The sequence below is a fragment of the Acinetobacter sp. YH12231 genome (assembly GCF_013417755.1).
GTDB lineage: Bacteria > Pseudomonadota > Gammaproteobacteria > Pseudomonadales > Moraxellaceae > Acinetobacter > Acinetobacter amyesii.
Map to the genome: position 1 here is coordinate 1 of NZ_VPDJ01000010.1, position 25358 is coordinate 25358.

Genomic DNA, 25358 nt, shown 5'->3' on the forward strand with positions numbered 1-25358 from the left:
ACTGAGGATCAGAAAGCTTGTTTGAATCGATGTATTTCATCCGCAGATTATGCACGAATGCTAAGAAATCCGGAGTGCAAATATTAACCAAAAAGAAGATCGTTTTTTGATTTATGAAAGAGATCTAATATCATTTTTCTGTGTCAGGTTCTTTATCGCATTTTGGAAAAAATCATTCATATCATCAAAATCATTTATTGCTGCATGGAACATGAATAGATTTATTAAATATGGCTCATCAGCTAAATTCTTTTTCAATAAATGAGGGTTATCTTTATAAAAAATCTGTTCAAAATAATTTAATTTTTCCATGGAAATAGGGTGAGATTTAATATTGATTGGTTTTGATAAAGAATTTTTATGTTCTTTAGAAATAGAATAATAGGTTGAATTTTCAATATTCTTGTTTTTAGTATTGATTGAGTAATTAATGACTATTGGTAAGCCTTGATAACTAACGATTTCAATTTGATTCTTATTGAAATCATAATTTTTGCCCTTTAGCACGTTAGTATTTATATTTGGAAAAATTTGATTTAGGTCAATCTGCGCAGCAATGATGCCTTCGGGCATAGTGGAAATATTAAAGTAGAGGATATGATTTTGGTCAATAAGATACGGTGAGCCTGTATACAGAGTTATATTTTTTGCCCAACTTAACTGGTGTAGTGAAACCAAGATTAATGAAATGAATAGAAGAGTAGAAGAAATAATCGACTTCATTATTTTTAATTCTCAATTGAATAAAATTATAAAAAGGATGTGTAATTTTTTTAATATGGATGCAAAAGAGAAAAAGGGTGAGCGAACTCACCCTACATATTTCATTTATATTTTATCAGGCACACCAAACAGCTCTTTAAAAGCCTGATCAGGGCGTGGTTGCTTCATAAAACTTTCACCGACCAAGAAGGCATGAATGTCATGTTCTTGCATCATGGCTACATCAGTAGGTGTTGCAATACCGCTTTCTGTTACAAGTAGGCGAGAAGGCTCAAGTAACTTCTTCAAACGTAATGATGTATTGAGGTCAACATCAAAAGTTTTTAGATTGCGGTTATTGACGCCAAGTAGACAGTTGTCAGAAAGACGCATTGCACGCTCAAGTTCTTCTTCGTCATGTATTTCAACCAACACGTCGAGATTGTGCTCAAAAGCAGTTTTCGACATTTCTTCGAGTTGTTGATCAGACAAACAAGCCACGATTAATAAAATACAGTCCGCATGTAAAGCGCGTGCTTCAATTACGCCATAAGGATCAATTAAAAAATCTTTACGTAGCGCAGGTAAGTCACAGTTCGTACGTGCAATCTGAATGTTTTCATCGGCACCTTGGAAAAAGTCGACATCAGTTAAAACAGACAAACATGCCGCACCAGCATCTTGATACTGCTGCGCAATTTCAGCAGGGTTAAAGTTTTCACGAATAATGCCTTTCGATGGTGATGCCTTTTTAATTTCAGCAATCACCCCCGGACGTTTAGAGCCGAGGTTTTGTGCAAAACCTCGAATGGGTGTAGCTGCTTGAGCTAGCTCTTCGACATCTTTATAGCTACGTTGTTTAAGACGGGCTGCAAATTCTTCTTTTTTACGGTCAACAATTTTACCTAAAATTGTATTGGCGATATCTACCATGATTTGAGTCCTAATCTTAAGCTTCGTATTCTTTTAAAGTTTTCGTAAATTCAGACAAAATGCCCATTTTCTCTAGTGCTTGACCGCCATAAATAATGTCATGTGCTAATGCAACACCTTGTTTATAGCTATTGGTTAAGCCTGAAACATAGATACCGGCACCTGCATTTAGGGCAATCATATTCGCGGCTTTATCACCGAGTGCAGATTTGTTTTTACCTAAAGCATCTTTGATCAATTTTAGACTTTCCGCAGCACTATCTACAGATAGACCTGTTAAGGTTTGCGACTCTATATCTACAGCTTCCGGCTGAATTTCCCATTCAGTGACTTCGCCATCCTTGAGTTCAGCAACATAAGTACTTGATGCAAGGCTAATTTCATCTAAACCGTCTTTTGAATGCACCACCAAGACATGTTCTGCACCGAGTTGTTTTAAAACTTCAGCCATAGGACGACATAATTCTGTAGAGAAAACACCAATCACAAAACGTTTTACGCCGGCCGGATTCGTAAGCGGGCCAAGTAGGTTGAAAATACTACGGAAGCCCAATTCTTTACGTGGACCAGCAGCATATTTCATGGCTTTATGATGATTAGGTGCAAAGAGGAAACCCACGCGCATTTCACGAATACAGCGTTCAGTTTGCTGCATGTTCAGGTCAAGGTTAATTCCTGCCTGTTCTAAAAGATCAGAAGATCCTGATTTTGATGAAACACCACGACCGCCATGTTTGGCAATGGTTGCGCCTGCTGCTGCAATGACAAAACTAGACGCAGTAGAGACGTTAAATAAGTTTTGACCATCACCACCTGTACCAACGATATCCACCAAATGTGGCAGATCACTGACATCGATTTTGATCGCAAATTCACGCATTACACGTGCTGCGGCAGTGATTTCATCAATACTTTCACCTTTTTGGCGTAAGCCCATCATAAGTGCGCCAATTTGCGCATCGGTCGCTTCACCTTGCATGATGGTACGCATCACTTCTTCCATTTGAGGTTGAGTGAGTTCAATATTTTTCGTGATGTTATTTAAAGCTTGTTGAATATTCATAATATTTTTTGCACTCGATTAAGCGTAAATTTCTAAGAAGTTTTTAAAGATTTGATGACCATGTTCACTAAGAATTGATTCAGGGTGAAACTGCACGCCTTCGACAGGCAATGTCTTATGTTTAACGCCCATGATTTCTTCCATCGTGCCATCTTCTTCATTGGTCCAGCAGGTCACTTCTAAACATTCAGGCAAAGTCGCTTGATCAATCACCAAAGAGTGATAACGCGTTGCGGAAAATGGAGAAGGGAGGTTGCTGAAAATACCTTGATCGCTGTGATACATGTCAGATAAACGACCGTGCATCACTTTTTTAGCGCGAATAATATCGCCGCCAAAAGCTTGTCCTATGGCTTGGTGGCCTAAACACACACCCAGTAAAGGAATTTTTCCCGCAAAGTGTTGAATCGCAGGAATTGAAATACCTGCTTCACTTGGCGAACAAGGGCCAGGACCAATGACTAAATACTTCGGTTGCCATCGCTCGATATCTTCCAATGTCACGGCATCGTTACGTACAACTTTTACTTCCTGATTTAACTCGCCAAAATATTGGACGATGTTGTAGGTAAAAGAGTCATAATTGTCGATCATGAGAAGCATATCAAGCGTATCCCTAAGAAATTTATACTAATATTTTGTTTAATGTTTTTTTGTTACCCGCAACGTTACCCGTTTTAAGAACTTCAACTTAAATTAGGCACAAAATATAAAGCCTGCTAAGTGCAGGCTATATTATCAGATTCTTGTTTGTATTTTTCGACTTCTTTCTTCACTTGAGATTCGTGCCAAAAAACATCTTTTTCGCTTAAACGGATTGGCTCGGGAAGCTCTCCTTGCTTTAACATTCTATAGAACTTAGTTTTCCCAACAGAGAGAAGTTTCATAAAATCATTAGCCCGAACTCGACGATCAATTTCCATCAAGACACCTCCTTTAAAATTTGTTTCACTGATTCAAGAAAATCCTCAGAAATACTTTCATGTCCTATATCTGTATCTTTGCCGTTGGGATCCATCACGCCACCTTTAAAATAAGGGCCTGGGCTTGAAGGCGAAGAATAAATTCTTTGCCATTCTTTAGCCATAATTTAAGAAAAAGCTCATAACGCTTTTGAGCAGCACCATTCATGTTTCCCGCATTATCAATCTTCAAACCAGGTTTATTTGCTTTAGTGAAAACAGCTTCACCAACAATTTTATTAATTACGCATTGATATCCATCACTTGCTAAAAACATTGTGAAGGCCGGGACTAATGATTTAGGACAAATCATGAACTCACCTCACTTGCTTGACTCTCAAGCTCGAAGCGACGCTTTTTAACGTAGTCCATTAACTTAGGTTGTATTTCAGGACTACGCGCGGAAACATCAATTTCCAAGGCATCCAATGCAGTTAAGTCTGGTGCATTCTGAATCTGAACCATCAGTGAAGGGGGAGTTTTAATTTCAGCTTCTGCAGGTGCAAGCTCACGTAGGCGCTTATGAATAGCATCCAACAATGGTTTACGCTGTACTTCTGTCCAGTTGCGTGTATAGCCGGTAAGGGCGGTGGCTTCTTTAGGTGTTTGAGCATTTGTTGCACTGGTTATTAAATCTTTCAAAAGATTTTGATATTCATCATCTATTGATTCACTAGCTAACTTTTTATCTGCTACTAACTTTTCAGCCTCAACTTGCAAACGCTTGAGTTCTTCTACACTCAAGTTATGAGCGGTATGTTCTGGCTTAGGTGTATATTGCTCAGGATCTAGTTCAAGCAGCTTGTCCTCAGTTAACTTACATAAGTGCTGAGTGTGTTCACGTTCTAAATGACCATTTGCCATAAACACCGGACGTAATGCCAAGACTGCTTCGTTGGTGGTACATGCATTAATTTGCATAGTGAACTTTTCAACCAGTTTCACTGGATGTGTTTCAATTTCTTCAACTGCAGATTGTTCGAATGTCTTTGCTTCCACATCATTTGAAGTTGAATTTTGAACCTTATCCGACTCATCAATTTTAGATTTACGTGTGCGTTTTTTAGATTGCTCCGGTATCTCAATAACATTCGATGCACGATATACACGATCAAATAGCTTACAAAAAGCTTCGGCTTGTAACTTTGCATTTTCCAAATCACGCTGGGCAAAACCTCGAGCAATCGATTGATTCAAAATTTCATGGCATACCACATATTTATAGTGATGAATTTCACCGCTGGCCTGGACAACAAAAATATCATCACCAACCTGAACTTCATCTAGCTTAAGATGTTTAGTAAAGGTGATGCCTGCAACTTCTATAGTTTCAATTTTGATGCAAAACTCATAACCCTCTTTAGCAAAAATTGTCGCTGGAAATTGATCCAAATCATTAAAATCTAGCATGTCTCCAACAGGGCGACACATAACATGTTTCCCAGCCATTAGAGCTTCGTATGCGAGAGAGCTTGTAATAATATTATTCATTTTTAGTTCACTCCCTTAATGTCGAACATTACTTTGCTGTTGATGATTATTTTGCTGTGGAGGCGCTTCCGACCAACCCATCTGATCCGCACGAGCACGACAAGCCTGACGAATTTGATTGTTGAATTTAGTATTACCAAAGGTGTTAATAGCTTTATCTAAAGTTTCAGGCTTCTTCGCATTTCGAATAGATACCAACGCATCTTGATAGCGCTGATCTAACGGCTTTTGCTGTGCAGTGTTTACCGGAGCTGATTGACGCTGCTGACCTTGATTGGATTGGCCTCGGTTGGACTGCTGGTTTACTTGGTTATGATATTCATCAGTGTCATAGTCTTTTGTGTCGTCAATTAGGAACATGCCATTAAGCGCATATTTCCTTGCATACGAACTTGAGGTACCAAACGCCTGTGCTACATCCATTCCTTTCTTTTCAATTTCCACACCAGCATGTGCCGTGACAACAGTTTCTTTACCCTCAGCATCAGTAAAAACTACTTTTGCAGTAACCACCACAACTGGACCAACTTGCTGAACTTCATCAGTGATAATTAAGGTGGAGTTTGTGGCCTGGAGTAGTGGTTTAACAGCTTCAAGGATATCCTCGCAGCTACGGTAGTGAAATTTACCGAAATTGTTGTACTTACTTTTTGGCGCTTTCAGTTCTAACTGGATTTGTTGTAAGGCATTCATCACACTTCTCCCAACAAACGATTTTTAATCATGTGCTGCACCAACATTTCATTGATGTTGCGGTGGTCGTTGTAGTCCGTGAAGTCGGGGAAAGGGTTGCCGTATTCATCGGTGATGTGATCTACGGAGAGCTGGGTAATTTCAGCAGTATCAAATTCACTACCGGGTACGCCGTAGCTGTCTTCAAATGGTTCAAAGTCAAAGCTTACGTCTAGGGTGAAGTTATCTAGACGGATAACTGCATTACCTGAGTTTTTAGAAGTGAGTTCCATTGCAGCGACGGTAGTAACTTCAGGAATGTTTTTGTGAATTACCTGAGTGTTACTTAAAGCAGGCTTATAGGCACACGCTAAAACACCGATTGTTACGGTTGCAGCGACAAGTGTTACCTTGAGGCTATTGAAAGGGGTTAAGGTTTTGTTCATACTTATCTCGCAGTTTGCAAAGCACATCGGAAGGTAGAAGAGTCGATGTGCTTTTTTGTTGTCTGATGAGATAAATACTACTTTAAGTAGAAATATTGTCAATACTTTGTAGAATTATTTTCTACTTTTAATAGTTTTGCTTTATGTTAAGCAAAAGAAAACCCACATGAGGTGGGTTGGATGTAGTTATGCTAAGCTCTCACTTCTCCTAATAAAAATATGAGTATTTAAATGTTCAAATTCTACTCTTTAATCATGATTGGCTGTGCAACAGTGATGACGTGTCATGCGAATGCTGACCAATCAACTTTTGATGAAAATGTGCAAGTTAGATGGTATGAGGCTGTTAAGCATTATGATGATGTTATGAAAAGAGCAAGCATAGCCAAACAAGAATACGACAATTGCCAGAAAAAAATAAATTGTGATGCAGTTAAAGCAAGATCATCTGATGCGTATTATGCAAAAGTTATCGCTGATGCCAAAGCAAGACTAGACGCTGCAGAACGCGATCTTTATCCTAAGATAGAAAAAACTGATGCCGGAAATGCCCAACAGACGTTAACTTCTAAACCTTAGTTACATTGAATGTTATATTTCGATTTGTATGAGTTGAAAGCATTCATTAGATCTTTAGAATGGTCTGTTTCATGAGTACCCTCAAGCTTGATCATTAAAGGTTTGTATTCTTGTTCATATGCAGTAGGGAAGTCACTACAAATAATTTGCTTACGAAGCTCATTTTCTGTTGCGGGACCCACCAATTGAGCTTGATACCACATAAACTTTGAATCAAGTTCTTTATACTCCAGTAGTAATTGTTCACGCTCAGGATCTGGATGCTCAGGCTCATAGCAGCCAAAAATTCCAAAAGTGATTAAACATAAAAATGAGATGGTTTCCATAGGTTCAAATTCTTCTAAGTTGTGGCTAGTCTAGTAGGGCACGTGATAAAAGAAAACCCACGCAAGGTGGGTTTAAAAAGGTTTATTGTTTGGGGGTATAAGTCAACTTAATCCAAAAATGCCTAATTTGATATGGATATCCAGAATCTTCATGTTGATGTGACGTATCAAAATACAACTTTCGATGAGGTATATCTTCACATTGAATACCAATTTTTTCTGGATCACCGCTTAAAAACTCCCTCCATTCAGAAATGGATGTTAGAGCTTTTTTTTGTGTATTCTGGTGATAAATAATAATACCTCCTCGATACCCATTATCATTTCCTCTACTATATCGAGATGTTAGCTGTTGAAAACCACCTAATGTATTTTCATTACCTTTTTGAAGTTTGCATTCACCAAACCATGTGAAAGGAGGATCATTTAAATTTATATCTACATGACCGTTACTATTGCCATCATGGGTGACTGGATAACCACTGCTTCTTAATCCACCTACAATGAAAGTAGTAATAAGATCTTCACCTTTATCGTGTAGTTGATTGCATTGTAGTTCAAGTTCGCTTATTTGGTATTCAAGATCAATATAGAATTGTTCTATGTAAGCTTCATAATCACGCTTAATTCTTGCCCGTTTTCTTAATAAAATGCTTCTTTCAAAATGATTGGAAATATCAAATCTTTCAATAACTTAAGACATTAAGATCTCCTGAGAGTTCTTCCGAAATCGAAAAAAATGTAGTTACCATATTAGAGAATTCAGATTCACTAATTACTTCTTCAGTAAAAGGATTAATAAATTTATTTTCGATAATAAAATCAGTAATCTCATCAAAACTTAATATAATGCTTTCATCAGACTCGAAGTCATGCGCCTCAAATATTTCTACTAGAATATTTACTCTTTCGTCAGTTAAGATCGCCAAAACTAATTTAAAGAAATTAGGCGATACCTCCAAAGGAACTGTTGTAAGTTCTTTCAACCGCGAAAAAGTAAGATGCTTTAAGTTTGCAGGGTTAGATGATTTAGCTAAAAAATGAAAAATTTGAGTTGAGCTTTCATATGTAAGAACTGAAAGCCTGTCTTCAAAATCCATAAAACATCTTTCGCGCAAGCGCGAAAGATATTTTTGATTTAATAAATTATTATTCATAAGCTTTAACTTATTTAGAAAAAGCAATTAATTTATCGACCATATCATTCATATCCTTAGCAGAGTTTACTGTTATGGTGACATTAGTTAATACAGGAGTTGGTAAACTTAAGATATACCAGCTACCTTTCAGTAACAAATCCTTTTTATCATTGAACTTTTTACCACCATAAGTTTTTTTAATATCATACGGTTGTATACTAGTTGATGCAGCACCGGCAGTATGGTAATCGCCCTCACGCACATCATCTATTCCTCCGCGTGCTATTTCCCGATGAGCTACACCATCATCAGTTTTAAATGCTAATTCTTTAATCACTCCAGATTGCTCTGAATACAATTTAGGTACGCAAGGGAAAAGGTTGATACCAGTATCTTCTATGGTATGACCCATACCAGTTATTTGTCTAATTAAATTAATAAGTCTAGCAATCTCTGCCCTTAAATTTTCATCTTGAAATTGATTGGCTAAATCTGCAGATATAATAATATTTTTTTTATCAGTATCAAAAATTATTGAATTAAAACATGGCAAATCAACTGTTTTAAAGGCGAAAACCCTATCATATTCCTCATCCAAATAATCTTGTTTTAGTGCAACCACTCCCAAATCAACTTTTGTTGATAACGAGCGTATAGATTTAAATGTATAAAAAATCAAGTTACCAATTTGTGTTTTTATAAACTCAAATTCTAAAGAATTATCTAAAATTTGTGAATAATCCCCATCAAACTCTAAGGAGTATTGATTGATTTTGGAAAAATATCATTATAGTTTTTAGGATTCTCATAAATAGTTAAAAACTTATCTCTAAATAAAATTGTAGAAAAAACATCTGTATTGAATGCCTCAATAATTTTGTCTAGAATTTCGTTATTAATGACACTATCTGAAAGTTCAGAAATCAGTTTATAGGTGTCCTCCCACGAACTTTTTGTATTTAATAATCCGCTATTTTTAAAAATAGTATTAATACTACCTCGTAGTGTATAGCCTCTATTTTTATAAAATCTCACGACACCTTGAATATATGCCTGCTTTTCTTCAAATGAATAAGACATCTTACCCCCCCTAATTAAAATTAAAAATTACAATACAACTCACAAAACTACTCAAGCCACATATAGCGGCTTTTTAGTCACCACTGACTTTCTTTACAACCTTTTATACATCCTAACCGCTTTACCTGAGCAGCATGTAGCGATTCATTAATTGATTACTTACTAATCACCGGTGACTTACCTTTTAAACATCCCGATACAATCCAACAACCTTACCAACCAACTTACAACCATCCTCTAAAGCAATGGTTTTCTCTGGCCAGTCAGGGTTCAAAGGCTGCAAATACATATTTCCGCTCTCGACAATAAGCTTCTTAAAAGTCGCTTCACTATCGCCTTGGCAAGAAACAATAACTAAATCACCTGTTTTTAAATCCGTTATTTGAAAGTCAGGATTTACATAAATCTTATCGCCAGGCCTAAAGTCGGGGAGCATTGACTCACCAACCACTTCCAAACCATAGCCATTCTTTCCGCATTTAGGATTTGGCGGTAACCATTCTTCAAACTGTGTACCTGCGGGTACGGAATCAACAGTAGTCCATGCACCGGCTTGTACCCATGAAATAACTGGTACTAATCGACCTGCAACTGGAAAAGGATTCGTTACATTTGGTTCTAAACCAGTGCCATGATCTAGATAACTAATATCAACGTTAAATTTATCAGCAAGAATCTGCATTTTTTCTTCACGCGGCTTTGCAATACCAAGCGTATATCTACGAGCCATCTCATACGTTACATCAATAGCATCTTTCAACTGATTAACAGTTGTAATAGGAGATCCTTCCTTATCCATAAGGCCTTTAAGTCTTGATGCAAATTCAAGATATTTTGCTGTCTGCACTTTGGATTTCTTTCCATTTTCTACCAATGGTAGAAGTTTACCTCGTATTTTTAGTTGCACCAATTCTATTTTAGGTAGTATATTATCTTCTACTTTAAGTAGTTTTAATGAGTGCATTATGTCAACTCCAAAAGATGCTTTAGAAAAAGCGATAAAAATTGCTGGCAATAAGTCTGCATTAGCCCGTGGATTAGGCATAACACCTTGGGCTCTAAGTAAATGGAATTTCAATAAAATTCCTGAAGAACGTTGTTTGCCAATCGAAGAATTAACTAAATCTAAAGTTAAAGCTGAGTAATTGCGCCCAGACATTAATTGGACCTTCATTCGTTCTACTAAAAATAGTAATAACCCAGCCCTCCAATAACCACGTTCAAAGGACACCGATATGAACATATTGGATGCTGCTTACAACACAGTTCACGACTACCAAGGTGGAGCGAATGCATTAGCGCCACGAATGGGCATCAAAAGCCCAGCGGTACTGAACAGTAAAGTGAATCCCAATACGGAAACACACCACATCACCTTGCTTGAGGCTTCTAAACTTATGGAGCTGACAGGGGATTACCGAATTCTGCAAAGACTGAATGCTCATCACGGAAAAGTGGCCATTAACTTGCCGAATATTCCCGAATGTCGAGATACAGCGCTGACGGATTTAGTTCTGAGTTTTGGAATGGGCGGCGGGGATATCTACACGCTATTCAAAGAAATGATGGCAGACGGTCGAATTACGCGTGGCGAAGCAATTGATATGTCAAAGGTCATTCACATGCTGCACGAAATTTTGGCAGAGCTCGAAATGCAAATAAACAAATGCGTCGAGCAATAAAAAAGCCTGATCTCGAACATCAGGCTTCCAATTCAATTTATGAGGGAAATCACAAATGAATATGAAATCAAATATACCACAAAACAATGACATGGCAAACGATGGGTTTCTTAATGGCGACATCGTGGTCTTCACAGACCCCATCAAACCAGGCCATCTAATGACTGTACATAAAGTCCAAGGTGATGGTGTGTTATTGGATGGAAATCATAACTTTGCGCTGAGCCATTTAGTGCGTCATGCAAACGTAGCTGAATTATGCGCTAAACGCCGCTTAACGGCTGTGGAAATGGCAATGGGAGAGGTGTCATGAACATAGATATTAGCGATGTATCAGACTTTATCTGGAAAGCAAGTCAATCTGAATTGAATCAAATAGCAGATGAGCTGGTTGATAACGGCTATGAGTTTGAATGTGCTGAATGTGAAACCCATGAGTGTGCAACGTACGATTCAACAGAAGACATAGAAGTAGCAAAACGCTTATTTCTGCAAAACCTTGCGAATCGTTTAGACCTGTTTGGTTTGGGTGACATGCTTTCAGAGCTTAAAGATGAATGCGATCAACTCGGTGTGAACCTTAAACTTGAGCGGAGTGTTGCCTAATGCACTACTACAAAAAGAACATTGGTGACTATCGCTCAGCTACAGCTCATTTAAGTTTGCTCGAACATGGTGTCTACAATTGGCTTTTAGATACGTATTACCTGAACGAAAAACCTTTACCGCTCAATGAGCGTGAGCTTTTTCGCATGGCGCTAGCACGTACTAAAGATGAAAAGAATGCAGTACGCGACATTCTTATTGAGTTCTTTGTGGAAACCGAAAACGGTTGGGTTCATAACCGTTGTGAAAGCGAAGTAAAAGCGTATCACGCTAAAGCAGAAACCAATCGCAAGAATGGTGGGAATGGTGGCAGACCTAAAAAGCAAGCCAAAGAAAACCCAAACGGTTTTCAAATGAATGATAAAGAAACCCAGTCGGTTAATTTTGGCATCCCACAAGAAACCTTAACCAAGAACCAAGAACCATTAACCATAAACCAAGAGAATACACACACAAACGCGCAAGAAGATTTTTCAGAAAGCGATCACTGGAAACCAGATCTTGAGCAACTGGCGATTGCCTTGAGAACCACAAAATATTCTCAACGAGTTTGTGAAATCCTAGGCATGGAAGATTTTCAATTCCATCTTGGGAATTTTAATACTCACCATGAAAACAATCACCAGCTCACTGATAACCAAAAACTTCGGAAGTTTGCACAGTGGATTTTTCAGGAATTTGAAAAACAATTGGCCAAAGCTGAACGTGAAGCAACAAAAACGAAAAACCATACCACTGAAAAACAAAATTCTCGAAACGTAAATGATGCTTGGGGTGAAGTTCAACAGTACGCACCTGCCAGTGACAACGTTGAATTGGAGGATTTGGTATGAACGCATCAATCCTGAATACAAAAATTCATATGAGCACTGAGTTTTGTGAAGCTCACAAGGTTCAAAAAGTTCGAATTGGGCAAACAGCAATTTGCAAGCAATGTGCTTCAGAGATTTTAAACAAAGCTCACAAAGATCACGAGGTTGAAGTAAATCGCATGGTTCGCGAAAAGCATTTTGAGGGGGCTAAATTACCAGCTCGTCATGCGAATAGCGGCTTCAAAGATTACATCGTAAAAAACATTGGTCAGCAAAACGCCAAGCAACACTGCACAGCATTCACAAAGGACTTCAAGCAAGGCGTTAACCGCAATTTGATCATGGTTGGCCGTACTGGCACAGGCAAAACACATCTGGCATGCGCTGTAGCTCGGAACATCTTGGAATCACGCAAATATGCACGTTACATCACGTCTGAAGATATGGGTAACGAAATTGCCAACGCATGGAAAAAAGCTGATGACAATGAATCAAATGCAATTCACCGATTCACCGAATATGACCTGTTAATTCTTGATGAATACGGCTTGCATGACCGTCACGAAAATCGATTGCAGCTTGTACACAAAGTTTTATATGCGCGTTATGACGCTGCTAAGCCAACCATGTTGATTTCAAACATGACCATGGCTGAGTTGCAAAAGGATTTGGGTGATCGTCTTTGGTCGCGGTTTCAACATGATGGCTTGGTGATCGTTGAGTGTAATTGGGCCGATCAACGTGTAGGAGGTGGGGTGTGAAGGATCAGCATGACAATAAAACCGTGGATTGGGTGGAAGTCATGGCTCTGCGTTCAGCCTATCGTCATGGAATCAGAACACCAGAGACTCGTGAAGCATGTCGAATTTACATGAGCGAGCGTAGAAAAAAGAAAGCAAAGCAGGTGGCAGCATGAGCATAAGCCAATCACACGGACACATGTTTGAAACAACGATGGATATTCTGCTGTTTATCGCATTCAGAGGTAAGGCGACTTATGTGCAAGATGTGCTTGATAACGTTGTGACCAATACGAGTTATCGAACTGTGCAGCGATACGTAAATTCTTTAGAAAAACTCGGTTATGTGCTCGGAGATGGGAAAAGAAACTCCCTTCAAGGCTTCTTGCCAACGGATAAAGCAAAACAACTATTTGGGGTGAAGTTATGAATCTAACAATCGAACAAATGCGGGAAATTGTGGCGGGTGCGCCTGATAAGACAGCAGACCATTATGCAATTGGAGATTGGGGTAATGCCTACTTTTCTTTGGAATTTGGATCTGTTTGGCGTGCTGAAGAAAAAGACTGGTTTGATTCTGATTATTCGACTTTAGATGAGTTGGGTTGTGATTATAAGTTTGCAATTCCTCTTGATAACCTCCGCGCCGCAATAGCAGACCACGACCAAACCGACTATGTAAGTGACATTGCTAATCATATAGCGCCGACTACAAAGGTGATTGAGAGATGAGTGAAATTAAGGACGTGAAGCCATACACACAAGCCGAGCTAGATCAGCAGGCGATTTGGGCGAATGAATTCGATCAATGGTGGGAAAACGAAGGTCAATACCAGCGTGCAGGTGGTGGTCAATATGAGCGAAGTTTTGCTTGGTGGGCTTGGTTGAATCGGGAGCAAAAGCAACAAGCCATCATCGACAACCTAAAAGCCCAACTCAACAACATGGAGGCTTGTTATATCGAGGTGAAGAAGGAGTTGGATGATGCGGTTTATTTGAAAGATGAACATCGTAAGCGTCGATGTCAGTTAGCAAGGGAACTTACTCAGAAATCATTGCGACTGACTCATGCTGAATTTGAATATAAGCGGATTAAAGGGCTTCAAGCAAAAGACTGTCTTCAAATTATGCGCTTAACAGCAAAAAATGAAAAATTGAGCGATGAATTAAAAGCCCTGCGAGGTGCCAATGACTAAATACAACAACAAGAAGGTGATGCTTAATGGCATCACTTTCGATAGTCAAAAAGAAGCAAGGCGTTATCGGGATTTGTCGCTGTTAGAGCGTGCAGGGGAGATTAAGGATCTGGAACTGCAAAAGGCGTTCATTTTGGCTGAGTCGGTCAAGTTTGAAAGTGAGCCAAGACGCAAACCAGCAATCAAGTATGTCGCAGATTTTGTTTATCAGGAAAAGGGGCAGATGGTTGTTGAGGATGTTAAAAGCAAAATGACGCGGAGCTTGCCAGTTTACCGTTTGAAAAAGCACTTAATGAAATCGGTTCATGGTTTAGAGATTAAAGAGATTTAGGGGAATAGGGATGAATGCAGTAACAGAAAAATTTGAACCGTTTGAGTGGTTGACCAAAGGTATTACAGCGAAGTCACCAAACTTTGAACCACAAGCGCATGGTACTGGGGAGAAGCCATTGAATTATGAAGATCGTTTGGGTGCGATTGCGAGTATGGAGACGCAGCTTGCAAAGTCAGTTACAGCGCTTATTGTCTTTGATGGGAAGTGTGAAAGTGATTATGAGTATGTGCGTAATCACTTGGTTAAAATTATGTTGGTCAATGCTAAGGATGATAAGAAGCGTGAGCCTGAGCATATCACCATGAATCATTTGGCATACTTGGTTGCACGTATGGTAATTGACTTTGCTTTGAATCCCGAGCTTGAAGGGAATTTCACAGCGCAAGGTCGATTGTATTATGCGGGTATTAATTCGATGCAGATGCAAGCCGAACTTTACCGCAAGACGTGGAAGCCATACGAAAACCTAATGAGTTTAGCACTTGAGTCTGCGATTGATGAGGCATCTGAAGCTATTCAGAAGTATAAGAAAAATACTTACAAAGAAATGCGAGCATAGGGATTCCATTATTTCGGAAACCAAGGTATAGTTTCACTATACTGGTCGTATTACGCAGTTTTTGACCATGACTAAATTAAGCTCGCCAAATGGTGGGCTTTTTTATTTTGTGTGCTATAAATTGATCTCAAAACAAAAATGGGATAAATAAATGGACATGGATCGAATCAAGGCGCGACTAAATAGTATATATGATGAGTTTTTAGTGCATGAGAATTTCCCTTTAATTAAAGATAATAAGCCTAAATTAATGGCTATTTTCTTAAGCCAAGCAGATAAGTTGTTTAAAGGCAGCTATTCTGTAAGCGGGCATATGGGTGTTTACTCGTACTATAAAAATCGTGATCAAATTTTAGAAATTAATTTAAATGAAGCGCCAGACTTTAATAATCGTGAAGAGCTTGTGGATTGGTTTGCAGAAAAATTACATGAAGGTCTGATAAATTTAGGTCAATAAGTACGAATCAAATACAACCCGCACTAAGCGGGTTTTTTAATTTTAGGAGATCTACATGCTCCGGTTTTTAATGTGCTTATTCGGCCTTCATGGCGTGACTGAGATCGATTACACGGTTGATGATGAAGAAATCAAAGTGTGTCGAGAATGTTTAAAAGAGGTGAAGGGATAAAAACCCCATTAAAAAATGGGGCCTGAATAAGAATATATCACCTGTGCTTTATTATAGATTAAAAGGATCATATTTCGTGTCCTTGATTTCTAAACCCACTAAAACTGCTGACAAGGCGAGAAGCCCTGAAATTTCTAAAAAGAATATGTCATGTGAAATTGTTGCTAATACCAAACAAGCCACAGATACACAAATAAAAATGCCTAATACGGAATAAAGAAAAGATATTTTCATGATGATGTATATATTCAAAAAATAAAGCGTGATCAAATTAACATAAAATTTAAGTTGTTATTAACGTAAATTATACACAAACAATACACTTTAATCGAAACCTTAAATAGCTGAACGTATTACGGCACACAAAAGCCCCTCGCATTCTAGATGTTGAGGGGTTTTTCTTTTCTTATTTGGTGGTTGGTATGGCTTATATCGTAGTGGGTTTAGTTTCATTCTTATTTGGGTACGGGTTGTGCTTTAAGTGGTTTAAGAAAGACATTGTTGAAAGTAAGCCGATCGCGTTTAACGAAGGTGTTTATGTAGCATCTAAAAAGAAGATTGAGCCATGACAGATAAAGTACAAGCGAAACAAGACTTAGAAATTTGCATGAAGTGTTGCAATGCTTATCAACCAAATATTGGATAGCTAGCAGAAAGAGAATATAAAAATCACAAATATAAATAAAATTGAAATAAATTTAGGTAAATATTAATATATCTGATATAGTGTGTTTGATCGAATCCGTAAGCGGAACGGTAGTGTTTGAGTTGTTAACGGAATTGCGTATTCCCTCCATTCTGATGTTCAAGCATCAAATTCAAACAGTTAACGCATAGCATGAATTCGCATCATGCCGATCAAGGGAAGCCTGCAGCTATCCGTGGGTTTTCCTTAAATTTTATTTTTAAGATACTAATTTAATTTTTATATCTTTTTTAAATTTCACAGCTACTGTAAATATCATAAGTTTAAATATCTTCTTAAGTGAATTATCTCCAACCTTACAATTGGTTTTATCTTTAAATACTTTCTTGTTTGCAAAAGCTCATCACATGAGTGATTAAATGAACATTTCAAATGGGTGGACAACCGCCGCAGCAATCAATGGCGATGTTATACGTGTAAACATTATTCCATTAAACAAAATTCAAAGCACAATGAATGGCCATACTTGGGTTGAAGTTGCAAAGCAAGTTGAACTTGAGTCAGGCAAAAAAATTGAACTGAATTTAGATGGTAAGTCTTTTTATACTGAATTGAATAAGCTTTATAAACTGTACTCTTAATTCGTCAACATTATTCAATACGTCACATAGAGTAAGATTTTTAATTTATTATTTGTTTTTTACATTTTTAAACTAAGGGTATTTCGAATTTTTCTCTATCACAAAAAATCTATAAGGAAAAATATATGTCTAATTTAACTACTGGCACTGTGAAGTGGTTCAATGATGCAAAAGGTTTTGGTTTTATTGCCGCAGATAATGGTAATGAAGTTTTTGCACATTTTTCTCAAATTATGTCAAATGGTTTTAAAAGCTTAGCTGAAGGGCAACGGGTTCAGTTTTCACAATCTAAAGGACAACGCGGATTTCAGGCAAGTGAAATTGTAGCGATTGATGATTAATTATGAATACGCCATTAAATAAAGTAATGCTGGACGTAGTTGATCAACATGGTGCTGTTTATACAGTAGAAGCTATGTGTGAAAAATCAACTGACGAGCCAAATAGTTTCGGTGATTGTGTCCGTTATCTAAATATAGATGATGAAATAATTAAGCCTAGTTTTGATATGCATTTTTACAGTGATAAAACTGGGAAAATTTTTAAGTTGTCTTGATTTGACTAAGTAATTCAAAGAATCTCCTTCGGGAGGTTTTTTTATGGGTGAAATATGGAACCTGATGCATATAAAGCGCTAACCAAAAAGATTTCTCCCAAAAAGAAACCACGCACCAGGCCATTACCAAAAGCCAGTGAAAAATACTTAGAAGCATTTGAGCGGTTAAAAGAAATATTAGACCGCATGGAAATGAAGTATGAGGAGTACTTTCATTTTAAAAGTACAAAGCACTGGCGTTTTGATATACACCTCATTGAACATCGCATGCTAATTGAAATAGCAACTGGTCCATGGTCTGGCGGTCGCAAGGGCAAACTTACAACAAAAGCTTGGAGTGTTGATCGTTATGACCATGCTGAAGAATTGGGGTATCGATTTCACAGGTTTGAACTTGCAGATATCAACATGGGTCGTGCAACGGCCTGGCTAAGACATTTAAAGGCATCACATGGAACAGATCAGACCATTCCCGCCGACTGAACTTATAGATCAGGCTGAGGAAGAAGACGCTATACGTCTTGCACCAGCACAAGAATTATTGGCCTGGGTGAAAGATAATTACCTAACTATGGGTGGCCAACTACATAACCCAGACCATGATCATATCGCTGAGCTGATTCATGATAACGAAGAGTTTTTAGCATTTGCGTGGGCATCATCCGCGGCTATGGCCAAAAAGCGCATGGTACTTGGTCAATGTGAAAAAGTGATGTTTAACCAAGGCGGATGGAAGAAAGCCCGTCAAGAACAACAAATGCGAGACTGGTTTGGTTTTGTACCTCAGTACTTAATCACGATTGATGCAGCATTTTGTGAGCAAACCTCTGATCGTGAATTCTGCCGTTTGATTGAACATGAGCTTTATCACATTGGTGTTGAGCGCGATGAAGATGGTGAGATCATTTATAGCGATACGACTGGCTTACCTAAGCATTACTTAGCTGGCCATGATGTTGAAGTGTTCTTTGGTGAAATACGTCAGCACGGAATTGATAGCTCAGTACAACGATTATTGGACATTGCTAAAAATGCTCCATTTGTATCGGAGACAAACATTGCAGCGTGTTGCGGAAACTGTGTGATTAACTGAGCCGAAAGGCTCTTTTTTTGTCCGTCTTCTTTGACGTACTTTGACGGATAGAGGGAAATGGCTACTTTAAATAAAAAGCAAAAACTCTTTATTGTACGGTCACTTGCACAGTTCAATACACCTCAAGAAACCGTAGTGCTCGTCAAAGAAGAATTTAACATTGATGTGAGTCGTCAGCAGTGTGAGGCTTATGACCCAACCAAGCGCGTAGGCAAAGATTTAAGTGCTGAACTAAAAGCAGAATTTGATATCTCTCGCAAAGAATTTTTAGAAGCACCTCAAAATATTCCAATAGCAAACCTGACAGTTCGTTTACAACGACTGGAAAACCAATACCAAAAACATGGAAAAAACCGTGTTGCTGCCTTAAGCATTCTTAAGCAGGCTGCAGAAGATATGGGTGGCAAGTACACCAATAAAACCGAGGTGACAAGCGAAGTAACCCAAACCACGGTTACCCAGGCCACTCCTGAGCAGGTTGAAGATGCAATAAGGAAGGCTAAAGAGGAATATTAAAATGGATCTACAAACACAGGTTGAAAAGAAGCTGTGTGAGGATGAACATTTATATTTCACACGGCGTTTCTTTAAGCCACGCATGGGCTTTAAATTCACCGTAAATTGGCACCACGTCTATATTTCATGGATTATCGACCAAGTCATTGCTGGTGAAATAGCCAACGTTGTGATTAATGTTCCACCTGGTGCAGGTAAAACAGAACTCATGACTAATTTGATTCCACGCGGCCTGGCATTAAATGCACGTTCACGATTCCTTTACTTATCTTTCTCCCAATCCTTAGTTGAAGGTGTTTCTGATGTGGCTAGGGATATTGTTAAGTCAAAAGACTTTCGTAGCATGTGGGATCTGAATGTATCGAATAGCACAGACTCCAAGAAAGAATGGAAGATCACAGTTGAGGACTACGATGTTGGTCATGTGTACGTAGCTTCAATGGGTGGTCAAGTTACAGGACGTCGTGCTGGCACATTGGCTGATGACGGTTTTACTGGTTGTATCACCATCGATGACCCATTAAAGCCTGAAGATGCTTTTAGTAAGATTAAGCGGGATGCGGCGAACCGTAAATTGTTGAACACGGTGAACTCACGTAAAGCGAAGTCTGATACGCCAATCATCATGATTATGCAGCGGCTCCACACTGAAGATCCGACTAACTTTGTAATGACTGGAAATCTACCTGGTGAATGGACTCAAATATCTATCCCAGCACTGATTGATGATGAATATATTGCAACCTTGCCAGAACATATCCAAAAGCTTGTACCGCGAGATGTTGAGTGTGATGAGCAGGGTCGTCAAAGCTATTGGCCTAAAAAGGAATCCTTACAATCGCTACTTCAGTTAGAGAAGGGTGGTAAGGATAAGGAAGGTGCAACCGTCTCACGTTACACCTTCAGCAGCCAATACATGCAACAACCTAAGAAATTGGGCGGGGATTTAATCAAGTCAGAGTGGTTTGGGTTCTATAAAGAAATCCCTACGCTTCAGTGGCGTGCAGTCCTTGTAGATACGGCTCAAAAAACCAAAGAGCACAACGATTACTCAGTATTTTTACTTGTTGGCCTGGGTATTGATGGAAAGCTTTATCTACTAGATCTATTGCGTGGAAAATGGGAAGCACCAGAACTTAACCGTCAGGCTAAAGCTTTCCTCGATAAACATAAGGAATATACATGGGAAACCAAGCCTATTCGCTATATGAAAGTAGAAGACAAGGCCTCGGGTACTCAGCTAATCCAAACTCTAGGGACATACTCCGGTGTTGCTGTCATACCAGTACAGCGTAATACAGACAAGCTATCCCGTTTCATGGACGTACAAGTCCACCTTGAAGCGAACTATAAAGATAAGCCGGAAGATCGCTTTGTGATGGTACCTAAGGATGCACACTGGGTTGGTGCATTCTTTGAGGAGTGTGAGGCCTTTAATGCTGCATTTACTCATGACCATGACGACCAAGTTGATACTTTGATCGATGCAATTGAAGACGCAGTAATCGCAATTAATTACAGCCCTCCGGCTGCATAGGTTTTATTTATGGCTAAGAAAAGAAAAAATCCTGAGAATAAAAAGCCGGAGTCTGGTGCACTTTATTCTCATGAGGCTGAACAGGCTTTAATCAGCTATCTAACCAAAATGCCTGACGGTGATGATGTGCTACGAAAAGCTGGTGTTACTCGTCCACGCCTAAAAGTCATGATGTATGACGATGAGATTTATCAGGCAATTGAAAAACGCCAAGATAAACTTGAGAGCGCGGCATGGCGTGTAGAACCAATGGATCGACCTGAATCTAAAATCATTATGGAGCATTTGCGTGAATGGTGGTCAGAGATTCTACTTGGTGCACAGAATGCTCGCTGGTACGGGTATTCGGTGTTAGAAGCCATCTATACGAAGCCTGAGGAGCCGAGCTTGCATATTGATGGCGATACAATTACACCGTTTATTGGGTTTAAGTGGATTGGTGAAAAACCTATGCAATGGTATGAGCCGAAAAATGATGGACGTTTATTATTGCTCGCCAATTACAACGCAACTCGGCAGGATCAGGAAGTTGACCAACGGTTTAAGCACTTTCTAACACGTTGCAAATCTACTTATGAAAATCCATTAGGCGAGGCTTTATTAAGTCGACTGTACTGGGTGTGGTTCTTTAAAACATCGGGCTTCAAATTCTGGGCAAAGTTTGTAGAAAAATTTGGTTTGCCAATGCTGGTTGGTAAAACTGCTGGCAAGACTACAGATATGCGTGACGCACTACTCAAAGCTCATGCTAGCTCGGTTATAGCTCTAAGTGGTACGGATTCAGTTGAAATCCAAACTGCCAATACCAATGGCAATGCTTCTCAAACATTTGAAGTGTTTGATAAGAATCTTGAACGTCGTATACAGAAAGTCATCTTAGGTCAGACATTGACAAGTGGAACTGATGGAGCAGGCTCAAGGGCTTTAGGGGATGTTCATCTAGAAGTACAGAATGCGAAGTATAAAGCCGACGTGCGAATGATTATGCCTACGATCCAAGCCATTATTAATGCGCTATGTGATATCAATGGCTGGGAGCGTCACCGGGTTATCATTGGTGAAGAGAAGTCACTGGAAGAGCCTAAAGCAGACCGTGACGTGAAGTTAAAAAATGCTGGTGCAGTACTAACCCCACAATACTTCAAACGTGAGTATGGTCTGGAAGATGGTGATGTTGCTGAGATAATCCAATCTCTTCCAAATACACAATTCTCAGCGATACCTAAACGTGCATTTGGCTTTAAAGCCCAGGCCAATAAACTTTCAGCTGAACAGCAAGAAGTTGAGGAATTAACCGATGGCCAAGTTGACTTACAGCTTTTGACTAATGAGCAGATAAAGCAGCTCGCTGCTGAGTCGGATGGTCCTGAGGGCCTGGTATTTAATTTGATGCAGTTGATTCCTACAGCATCTGAATCTCAGTTTAAGGCCAATTTAGATCAAGCTTTATATGCGGCGGATATATTGGGTTATGCGACAGCACAGAATGGTAAATGAGCTAGCTTTTATGTTTAGGCGATGTCATTCTTACTGAGAGTATAAAAATTAGTGAAACTAAAATGAGTTGTAAATATTGTGGCGGAACAACACTGTTTGGTCAGTGCCAGCATTCCAATTGTGGTGCCAGACAACAGAAACAAAATAAAGCAAAAATTGAAAAATCTACTAATGGTTGGCTAATACTTATAGGTATAGCTCTATTCTTAGCTGTTTTGCAGTGGATCATTAATACTATTGGTAGTTTTTTCAAATAACTTTGCAACTTCATTAAGCCTCCAATAGGAGGCTTTTTTATGGGTGAAGCAAATGCAACCAGTCACGTTCCTTGAGGCGCTTCAGTACGCGCATGATAAAAAGATTGTGCTGCCTGATGAGTTTTACTCAATGGACTTAAAGACTCGGCAGATGGCGACAACTGTGAGCTTTCTGTCGAGTCTAGAACAAGTTGAGATAGTTATTAAGTCGCTCAATAAAACATTGGCCAATGGTGGTACATTCAACGACTTTCGGAAGCTGATTGAAGAATCTGAAATCATTTTGCCAAAGCACTATCTGGACACTGTATTTCGTACCAATATCCAAAGTGCTTATGGTCATGGGCGATGGCAGCAGCAGAATCGAAATAAAGCCAAACGTCCTTATCTAATGTACTCGGCTATCGATGATAGTCGTGTTCGTCCTGCACATTTAGCTTTGAATCGAATTGTATTGCCGATTGATCATGCATTTTGGTTAACGCATTACCCGCCATTAGGATTCCGCTGCCGCTGTACAGTCATCGCACTCACAGAGGCTCAGGCACTCAAATACGGTATTACACCTGATGATAAGTTGCCTGAAGTTGCAGAAGCATTGGACTGGTCATCTCATCCATTGCAGTTTGGTGATCTAGAGGCATTGGTAGATAAAAAGATCAATGTGTCAGTGCTAGATAAGGAATACCTCCTCGAGCAGAAAGAAGTCATCAAGGCTGAATGGACTGCATCGAAAAAGCTTATGAGCCTATTTGCTCCTATGGATGATAAGACTCGGGACTTATTCGATAAGGTGGCCAATAAATTAATTCCATTAGATCCATCGATTCGACCAAGTGCTATTCGTACTTTCTTGGACTATGTGCAAGGCAATGACCAGGCAATTACAGGCTATTTGAATAGCAAAGCTATTTCTAAGGCTGACCAAGTGCTTAAGCAATGGTTGGTTCAGGATATGGAAGCGATTCATACTATTGCCAAAAACACTGCTGAAGTTGTTACCGGCACAACCACACTGGCTTACGCAGCTTCACTTGAAGTGGGCAAGGTGGTGACCTTGGATGCACCAATGCTTTTGGCAGGTCAGTCAAACATCATGATTCAAATTGAGAATGCCAAAGGCCTGGGGATTAATCTTGAAAAGCTAAATGCCGGTGAAGGGGTCTTGCTACCTTTGGGAATAACTTTTGAAGTTGTTTCGATGGAGATGGTTGAAGGGGTGATGGTTTATACACTGAAGGCATTGGTAAATTAAATTGAAATTAACTAGAGACCGTCCGAAAGGGCGGTTTTTTTATGGAGCATGAAAATGCCAATAGATGAAAAACAGGATCACTACTGTTTTCGGTTGGGGGATTTAAGTGTTGATCCAGCTGAAGATGGAAAAAAGAAGCGAACCTTTTCAGGGATTGCATATAGCGGTGAAGTTATTACAGATCACTGGTATTGGACACGCGTTATCTTTGATTTGGACAGCATGCAAATTAAAGGGCGAATCCCTGCATTACTTGAGCATAGCTCTCGACAACGCGCAGGAGCCATCAATAGCCATACGATTAGCCATCAAGATGGTTTAGTAGTGCAGGGTGATCTGATGAGTAATGAGTTTGGTGCTCAGGTTGCTCAGGATTCTGACGATGGCTTTCCATGGCAGATGTCAGTTCGAATTGAGCCAGCAAAAACTGAAGAGGTAGCCGCAGATCAGACGGTCATCGTGAATGGCAAGACTTTGCAAGGACCAATCACAGTATTCCGTGGTGGTCGTATCCGCGAAGTTTCATTTTGTGCTTTAGGTGCAGATGAAAACACCATGGCTGTGGCTGCAAGTCATAACCCACAAACGTTTAACCCAACCAAAGAGGACACAGACGTGACCGAACTTGAAAAAGAAAAAGCTGCTCGTGAAAAAGCAGAGCAAGACCGCGATGCTGCACAAGCCGAACTTAAAAAGTTCAAAGCAGATAAGCGCGAAGAAGATATCAAAGCCCTTGAAACGTCTTTGAATAAGCAATTCAGTGCTGAAGAAAAAACGTCATATACCAATATGGACGATGGTTCATTCGCATTTATGGCACAGCAATTAAAGCAATTTTCTGCAGGTAGCCAGCAACCACCATCTGGTCAGCAACAACAGCAGATCCAACCGCAATTCGCACACTTATTCACTCATCAAGCGAATAGCAATCAAAGTGGGCAACAAGGCCAAGGCGATCAGCAAGGTACAGCCTTAGATCATGCGTTTAACCAATTTGCTGCAGCGCAACAAGGAGCAAAAAATTAATGGGAACCATTACTCAAACAATCACGACTACACAGCTTGTAGTCGGTGATGGCGTTCGTACAGAAAACGCCAAAGTAAAAACGGCGACTGCATATAAGCGCGGTGATTTGTTGAAGGTGGCTACAAACAATCTCGCAGATCACCCCGTGGTAACAGAAGGTGTGGTTGGTGATTGGAATGCCATTGCTAATACAGATATGACTGTGGAGCAGTCTACTTACCATGCAGCCAATGGTCTGGAAATGCCAATTTACGTACAGGGTGCATTTGATATTGCTGTGGTTACTGTGAAGGGTACGCCGTTAACGGAAGCACAATATGATGCGGTACGTGCCCAGGCCTTAATTAACAAAATTGAACTTCGTAAAGTCGTGGGGAAATAA

At 39.4% G+C, this 25358-nt stretch carries 39 protein-coding genes; 25 read left to right on the forward strand and 14 right to left on the reverse strand.

The window, feature by feature from the left end:
* Positions 1–111: 111 nt before the first annotated feature.
* The 9 genes from FTV11_RS07230 to FTV11_RS07270 form a co-directional block, all read right to left on the reverse strand.
* Positions 112–723: a hypothetical protein gene (locus FTV11_RS07230; protein WP_180073655.1), complete on the reverse strand. Its 612-nt coding sequence runs from the start codon at positions 721–723 to the stop codon at positions 112–114.
* Between the two features lie 105 nt (positions 724–828).
* Positions 829–1635 (reverse strand): indole-3-glycerol phosphate synthase TrpC, encoded by an 807-nt coding sequence (gene trpC, locus FTV11_RS07235; protein ID WP_180073656.1) that lies wholly within the window; start codon positions 1633–1635, stop codon positions 829–831.
* A gap of 16 nt (positions 1636–1651) precedes the next feature.
* Positions 1652–2698, reverse strand: a complete 1047-nt coding sequence (gene trpD / locus FTV11_RS07240) for an anthranilate phosphoribosyltransferase (protein WP_180073657.1) — start codon at positions 2696–2698, stop codon at positions 1652–1654.
* 18 nt (positions 2699–2716) lie between these two features.
* Complete coding sequence (locus FTV11_RS07245; protein ID WP_078190263.1) at positions 2717–3301, reverse strand: aminodeoxychorismate/anthranilate synthase component II; 585 nt, start codon at positions 3299–3301, stop codon at positions 2717–2719.
* A gap of 116 nt (positions 3302–3417) precedes the next feature.
* Positions 3418–3621 carry an AlpA family transcriptional regulator gene (locus tag FTV11_RS07250; RefSeq protein WP_111884584.1) on the reverse strand — a complete coding sequence of 68 codons (204 nt, stop codon included), beginning with the start codon at positions 3619–3621 and terminating at the stop codon, positions 3418–3420.
* Between the two features lie 94 nt (positions 3622–3715).
* Entirely contained in the window at positions 3716–3973 is a 258-nt protein-coding gene (locus FTV11_RS07255; protein ID WP_180026396.1) for a hypothetical protein, read from the reverse strand.
* A complete protein-coding gene (locus tag FTV11_RS07260; protein ID WP_257223201.1) occupies positions 3970–5109 on the reverse strand; it encodes a hypothetical protein in 1140 nt (379 codons plus the stop codon). Before FTV11_RS07260 ends, FTV11_RS07255 begins: the two co-directional genes overlap by 4 nt.
* A gap of 57 nt (positions 5110–5166) precedes the next feature.
* Positions 5167–5844 (reverse strand): ERF family protein, encoded by a 678-nt coding sequence (locus FTV11_RS07265; RefSeq protein ID WP_180073659.1) that lies wholly within the window; start codon positions 5842–5844, stop codon positions 5167–5169.
* Positions 5844–6269, reverse strand: a complete 426-nt coding sequence (locus tag FTV11_RS07270) for a hypothetical protein (protein ID WP_257223202.1) — start codon at positions 6267–6269, stop codon at positions 5844–5846. The genes FTV11_RS07265 and FTV11_RS07270 overlap by 1 nt, the downstream gene beginning before the upstream one ends.
* A 231-nt stretch (positions 6270–6500) precedes the next feature.
* On the opposite strand from FTV11_RS07270, the gene FTV11_RS07275 reads away from it, so the two are divergent.
* Positions 6501–6848, forward strand: coding sequence for a hypothetical protein (locus FTV11_RS07275; RefSeq protein ID WP_180073661.1), 348 nt, complete (start codon positions 6501–6503; stop codon positions 6846–6848).
* Here the strand turns inward: FTV11_RS07275 and FTV11_RS07280 are convergent.
* From FTV11_RS07280 to FTV11_RS07300, 5 genes are all read right to left on the reverse strand, one after another.
* The gene (locus FTV11_RS07280) at positions 6845–7174 is read right to left on the reverse strand and encodes a hypothetical protein (protein ID WP_180073662.1); all 330 of its coding nucleotides are present in this window, start codon (positions 7172–7174) and stop codon (positions 6845–6847) included. The two genes, FTV11_RS07275 and FTV11_RS07280, sit on opposite strands and share 4 nt — an antisense overlap.
* A gap of 686 nt (positions 7175–7860) precedes the next feature.
* Positions 7861–8331: a hypothetical protein gene (locus FTV11_RS07285; RefSeq protein ID WP_180073663.1), complete on the reverse strand. Its 471-nt coding sequence runs from the start codon at positions 8329–8331 to the stop codon at positions 7861–7863.
* 10 nt (positions 8332–8341) lie between these two features.
* The gene (locus FTV11_RS07290; protein ID WP_180073664.1) at positions 8342–8935 is read right to left on the reverse strand and encodes a hypothetical protein; all 594 of its coding nucleotides are present in this window, start codon (positions 8933–8935) and stop codon (positions 8342–8344) included.
* Positions 8936–9066: 131 nt separating this feature from the next.
* Entirely contained in the window at positions 9067–9393 is a 327-nt protein-coding gene (locus tag FTV11_RS07295) for a hypothetical protein (RefSeq protein WP_180073665.1), read from the reverse strand.
* A gap of 184 nt (positions 9394–9577) precedes the next feature.
* Positions 9578–10357 (reverse strand): LexA family transcriptional regulator, encoded by a 780-nt coding sequence (locus tag FTV11_RS07300; protein ID WP_180073666.1) that lies wholly within the window; start codon positions 10355–10357, stop codon positions 9578–9580.
* A 1-nt stretch (position 10358) separates the two neighbouring features.
* Here FTV11_RS07300 and FTV11_RS07305 point away from each other — a divergent pair, with 1 nt between their 5' ends.
* From FTV11_RS07305 to FTV11_RS07420, 24 genes are all read left to right on the forward strand, one after another.
* Positions 10359–10538: a Cro/CI family transcriptional regulator gene (locus FTV11_RS07305; protein ID WP_180073667.1), complete on the forward strand. Its 180-nt coding sequence runs from the start codon at positions 10359–10361 to the stop codon at positions 10536–10538.
* A gap of 90 nt (positions 10539–10628) precedes the next feature.
* Complete coding sequence (locus FTV11_RS07310) at positions 10629–11075, forward strand: phage regulatory CII family protein (protein ID WP_180073668.1); 447 nt, start codon at positions 10629–10631, stop codon at positions 11073–11075.
* A gap of 55 nt (positions 11076–11130) precedes the next feature.
* Entirely contained in the window at positions 11131–11388 is a 258-nt protein-coding gene (locus tag FTV11_RS07315; protein WP_257223203.1) for a hypothetical protein, read from the forward strand.
* A complete protein-coding gene (locus FTV11_RS07320) occupies positions 11385–11681 on the forward strand; it encodes a hypothetical protein (protein WP_180073669.1) in 297 nt (98 codons plus the stop codon). Before FTV11_RS07315 ends, FTV11_RS07320 begins: the two co-directional genes overlap by 4 nt.
* Complete coding sequence (locus FTV11_RS07325) at positions 11681–12514, forward strand: YdaU family protein (protein WP_180073670.1); 834 nt, start codon at positions 11681–11683, stop codon at positions 12512–12514. Before FTV11_RS07320 ends, FTV11_RS07325 begins: the two co-directional genes overlap by 1 nt.
* The gene (locus FTV11_RS07330; protein ID WP_180073671.1) at positions 12511–13254 is read left to right on the forward strand and encodes an ATP-binding protein; all 744 of its coding nucleotides are present in this window, start codon (positions 12511–12513) and stop codon (positions 13252–13254) included. The genes FTV11_RS07325 and FTV11_RS07330 overlap by 4 nt, the downstream gene beginning before the upstream one ends.
* 151 nt (positions 13255–13405) lie before the next feature.
* The gene (locus FTV11_RS07335) at positions 13406–13663 is read left to right on the forward strand and encodes a hypothetical protein (protein WP_180073672.1); all 258 of its coding nucleotides are present in this window, start codon (positions 13406–13408) and stop codon (positions 13661–13663) included.
* On the forward strand, positions 13660–13965 hold the full coding sequence (locus FTV11_RS07340; protein ID WP_180073673.1) for a hypothetical protein: 306 nt from the start codon (positions 13660–13662) through the stop codon (positions 13963–13965). Before FTV11_RS07335 ends, FTV11_RS07340 begins: the two co-directional genes overlap by 4 nt.
* Complete coding sequence (locus FTV11_RS07345; protein ID WP_180073654.1) at positions 13962–14429, forward strand: hypothetical protein; 468 nt, start codon at positions 13962–13964, stop codon at positions 14427–14429. Before FTV11_RS07340 ends, FTV11_RS07345 begins: the two co-directional genes overlap by 4 nt.
* Positions 14422–14760 (forward strand): DUF1064 domain-containing protein, encoded by a 339-nt coding sequence (locus tag FTV11_RS07350; protein ID WP_180073674.1) that lies wholly within the window; start codon positions 14422–14424, stop codon positions 14758–14760. Before FTV11_RS07345 ends, FTV11_RS07350 begins: the two co-directional genes overlap by 8 nt.
* 10 nt (positions 14761–14770) lie before the next feature.
* Positions 14771–15322 carry a hypothetical protein gene (locus tag FTV11_RS07355; RefSeq protein ID WP_180073675.1) on the forward strand — a complete coding sequence of 184 codons (552 nt, stop codon included), beginning with the start codon at positions 14771–14773 and terminating at the stop codon, positions 15320–15322.
* 151 nt (positions 15323–15473) lie between these two features.
* Positions 15474–15779 (forward strand): hypothetical protein, encoded by a 306-nt coding sequence (locus FTV11_RS07360; protein WP_180073676.1) that lies wholly within the window; start codon positions 15474–15476, stop codon positions 15777–15779.
* Between the two features lie 1237 nt (positions 15780–17016).
* The gene (locus tag FTV11_RS07365; protein WP_180063595.1) at positions 17017–17238 is read left to right on the forward strand and encodes a transposase; all 222 of its coding nucleotides are present in this window, start codon (positions 17017–17019) and stop codon (positions 17236–17238) included.
* 125 nt (positions 17239–17363) lie between these two features.
* Entirely contained in the window at positions 17364–17579 is a 216-nt protein-coding gene (locus FTV11_RS07370; RefSeq protein WP_180073677.1) for a cold-shock protein, read from the forward strand.
* Between the two features lie 2 nt (positions 17580–17581).
* Positions 17582–17794, forward strand: a complete 213-nt coding sequence (locus FTV11_RS07375; protein WP_180073678.1) for a hypothetical protein — start codon at positions 17582–17584, stop codon at positions 17792–17794.
* 54 nt (positions 17795–17848) lie between these two features.
* Positions 17849–18277, forward strand: a complete 429-nt coding sequence (locus FTV11_RS07380; RefSeq protein WP_180073679.1) for a hypothetical protein — start codon at positions 17849–17851, stop codon at positions 18275–18277.
* Positions 18246–18887, forward strand: coding sequence for a putative metallopeptidase (locus FTV11_RS07385; RefSeq protein ID WP_180073680.1), 642 nt, complete (start codon positions 18246–18248; stop codon positions 18885–18887). Before FTV11_RS07380 ends, FTV11_RS07385 begins: the two co-directional genes overlap by 32 nt.
* Before the next feature lie 57 nt (positions 18888–18944).
* Positions 18945–19403, forward strand: coding sequence for a DUF2280 domain-containing protein (locus tag FTV11_RS07390; RefSeq protein WP_180073681.1), 459 nt, complete (start codon positions 18945–18947; stop codon positions 19401–19403).
* A gap of 1 nt (position 19404) precedes the next feature.
* Positions 19405–20940 (forward strand): phage terminase large subunit, encoded by a 1536-nt coding sequence (gene terL, locus FTV11_RS07395; protein WP_180073682.1) that lies wholly within the window; start codon positions 19405–19407, stop codon positions 20938–20940.
* A 9-nt stretch (positions 20941–20949) separates the two neighbouring features.
* On the forward strand, positions 20950–22437 hold the full coding sequence (locus FTV11_RS07400; RefSeq protein ID WP_180073683.1) for a DUF935 family protein: 1488 nt from the start codon (positions 20950–20952) through the stop codon (positions 22435–22437).
* A gap of 62 nt (positions 22438–22499) precedes the next feature.
* Complete coding sequence (locus FTV11_RS07405; protein ID WP_180073684.1) at positions 22500–22694, forward strand: hypothetical protein; 195 nt, start codon at positions 22500–22502, stop codon at positions 22692–22694.
* A gap of 52 nt (positions 22695–22746) precedes the next feature.
* On the forward strand, positions 22747–23949 hold the full coding sequence (locus tag FTV11_RS07410; RefSeq protein WP_180073685.1) for a phage minor head protein: 1203 nt from the start codon (positions 22747–22749) through the stop codon (positions 23947–23949).
* A gap of 54 nt (positions 23950–24003) precedes the next feature.
* The gene (locus FTV11_RS07415) at positions 24004–24975 is read left to right on the forward strand and encodes a hypothetical protein (protein ID WP_180073686.1); all 972 of its coding nucleotides are present in this window, start codon (positions 24004–24006) and stop codon (positions 24973–24975) included.
* Positions 24975–25358 (forward strand): hypothetical protein, encoded by a 384-nt coding sequence (locus FTV11_RS07420; RefSeq protein WP_180073687.1) that lies wholly within the window; start codon positions 24975–24977, stop codon positions 25356–25358. Before FTV11_RS07415 ends, FTV11_RS07420 begins: the two co-directional genes overlap by 1 nt.

Excerpts from the sequence above, each read along its gene's own strand:
- FTV11_RS07415 (WP_180073686.1), top strand. The coding sequence starts at position 24,004 with ATGCCAATAGATGAAAAACAGGATCACTACTGTTTTCGGTTGGGGGAT.
- FTV11_RS07390 (WP_180073681.1), top strand. The coding sequence starts at position 18,945 with ATGGCTACTTTAAATAAAAAGCAAAAACTCTTTATTGTACGGTCACTT.
- FTV11_RS07360 (WP_180073676.1), top strand. The coding sequence starts at position 15,474 with ATGGACATGGATCGAATCAAGGCGCGACTAAATAGTATATATGATGAG.
- FTV11_RS07400 (WP_180073683.1), top strand. The coding sequence starts at position 20,950 with ATGGCTAAGAAAAGAAAAAATCCTGAGAATAAAAAGCCGGAGTCTGGT.
- FTV11_RS07295 (WP_180073665.1), bottom strand. The coding sequence starts at position 9,393 with ATGTCTTATTCATTTGAAGAAAAGCAGGCATATATTCAAGGTGTCGTG.
- trpD (WP_180073657.1), bottom strand. The coding sequence starts at position 2,698 with ATGAATATTCAACAAGCTTTAAATAACATCACGAAAAATATTGAACTC.
- FTV11_RS07305 (WP_180073667.1), top strand. The coding sequence starts at position 10,359 with ATGTCAACTCCAAAAGATGCTTTAGAAAAAGCGATAAAAATTGCTGGC.
- FTV11_RS07265 (WP_180073659.1), bottom strand. The coding sequence starts at position 5,844 with ATGAATGCCTTACAACAAATCCAGTTAGAACTGAAAGCGCCAAAAAGT.
- FTV11_RS07310 (WP_180073668.1), top strand. The coding sequence starts at position 10,629 with ATGAACATATTGGATGCTGCTTACAACACAGTTCACGACTACCAAGGT.
- FTV11_RS07350 (WP_180073674.1), top strand. The coding sequence starts at position 14,422 with ATGACTAAATACAACAACAAGAAGGTGATGCTTAATGGCATCACTTTC.
- FTV11_RS07275 (WP_180073661.1), top strand. The coding sequence starts at position 6,501 with ATGTTCAAATTCTACTCTTTAATCATGATTGGCTGTGCAACAGTGATG.
- FTV11_RS07255 (WP_180026396.1), bottom strand. The coding sequence starts at position 3,973 with ATGATTTGTCCTAAATCATTAGTCCCGGCCTTCACAATGTTTTTAGCA.
- terL (WP_180073682.1), top strand. The coding sequence starts at position 19,405 with ATGGATCTACAAACACAGGTTGAAAAGAAGCTGTGTGAGGATGAACAT.
- FTV11_RS07325 (WP_180073670.1), top strand. The coding sequence starts at position 11,681 with ATGCACTACTACAAAAAGAACATTGGTGACTATCGCTCAGCTACAGCT.
- FTV11_RS07270 (WP_257223202.1), bottom strand. The coding sequence starts at position 6,269 with ATGAACAAAACCTTAACCCCTTTCAATAGCCTCAAGGTAACACTTGTC.
- FTV11_RS07230 (WP_180073655.1), bottom strand. The coding sequence starts at position 723 with ATGAAGTCGATTATTTCTTCTACTCTTCTATTCATTTCATTAATCTTG.
- FTV11_RS07245 (WP_078190263.1), bottom strand. The coding sequence starts at position 3,301 with ATGCTTCTCATGATCGACAATTATGACTCTTTTACCTACAACATCGTC.
- FTV11_RS07260 (WP_257223201.1), bottom strand. The coding sequence starts at position 5,109 with ATGGCTGGGAAACATGTTATGTGTCGCCCTGTTGGAGACATGCTAGAT.
- FTV11_RS07285 (WP_180073663.1), bottom strand. The coding sequence starts at position 8,331 with ATGAATAATAATTTATTAAATCAAAAATATCTTTCGCGCTTGCGCGAA.
- FTV11_RS07320 (WP_180073669.1), top strand. The coding sequence starts at position 11,385 with ATGAACATAGATATTAGCGATGTATCAGACTTTATCTGGAAAGCAAGT.
- FTV11_RS07335 (WP_180073672.1), top strand. The coding sequence starts at position 13,406 with ATGAGCATAAGCCAATCACACGGACACATGTTTGAAACAACGATGGAT.
- FTV11_RS07340 (WP_180073673.1), top strand. The coding sequence starts at position 13,660 with ATGAATCTAACAATCGAACAAATGCGGGAAATTGTGGCGGGTGCGCCT.
- trpC (WP_180073656.1), bottom strand. The coding sequence starts at position 1,635 with ATGGTAGATATCGCCAATACAATTTTAGGTAAAATTGTTGACCGTAAA.
- FTV11_RS07330 (WP_180073671.1), top strand. The coding sequence starts at position 12,511 with ATGAACGCATCAATCCTGAATACAAAAATTCATATGAGCACTGAGTTT.
- FTV11_RS07370 (WP_180073677.1), top strand. The coding sequence starts at position 17,364 with ATGTCTAATTTAACTACTGGCACTGTGAAGTGGTTCAATGATGCAAAA.
- FTV11_RS07375 (WP_180073678.1), top strand. The coding sequence starts at position 17,582 with ATGAATACGCCATTAAATAAAGTAATGCTGGACGTAGTTGATCAACAT.
- FTV11_RS07355 (WP_180073675.1), top strand. The coding sequence starts at position 14,771 with ATGAATGCAGTAACAGAAAAATTTGAACCGTTTGAGTGGTTGACCAAA.
- FTV11_RS07300 (WP_180073666.1), bottom strand. The coding sequence starts at position 10,357 with ATGCACTCATTAAAACTACTTAAAGTAGAAGATAATATACTACCTAAA.
- FTV11_RS07420 (WP_180073687.1), top strand. The coding sequence starts at position 24,975 with ATGGGAACCATTACTCAAACAATCACGACTACACAGCTTGTAGTCGGT.
- FTV11_RS07315 (WP_257223203.1), top strand. The coding sequence starts at position 11,131 with ATGAATATGAAATCAAATATACCACAAAACAATGACATGGCAAACGAT.
- FTV11_RS07380 (WP_180073679.1), top strand. The coding sequence starts at position 17,849 with ATGGAACCTGATGCATATAAAGCGCTAACCAAAAAGATTTCTCCCAAA.
- FTV11_RS07385 (WP_180073680.1), top strand. The coding sequence starts at position 18,246 with ATGGAACAGATCAGACCATTCCCGCCGACTGAACTTATAGATCAGGCT.
- FTV11_RS07405 (WP_180073684.1), top strand. The coding sequence starts at position 22,500 with ATGAGTTGTAAATATTGTGGCGGAACAACACTGTTTGGTCAGTGCCAG.
- FTV11_RS07250 (WP_111884584.1), bottom strand. The coding sequence starts at position 3,621 with ATGGAAATTGATCGTCGAGTTCGGGCTAATGATTTTATGAAACTTCTC.
- FTV11_RS07345 (WP_180073654.1), top strand. The coding sequence starts at position 13,962 with ATGAGTGAAATTAAGGACGTGAAGCCATACACACAAGCCGAGCTAGAT.
- FTV11_RS07410 (WP_180073685.1), top strand. The coding sequence starts at position 22,747 with ATGCAACCAGTCACGTTCCTTGAGGCGCTTCAGTACGCGCATGATAAA.
- FTV11_RS07365 (WP_180063595.1), top strand. The coding sequence starts at position 17,017 with ATGAACATTTCAAATGGGTGGACAACCGCCGCAGCAATCAATGGCGAT.
- FTV11_RS07280 (WP_180073662.1), bottom strand. The coding sequence starts at position 7,174 with ATGGAAACCATCTCATTTTTATGTTTAATCACTTTTGGAATTTTTGGC.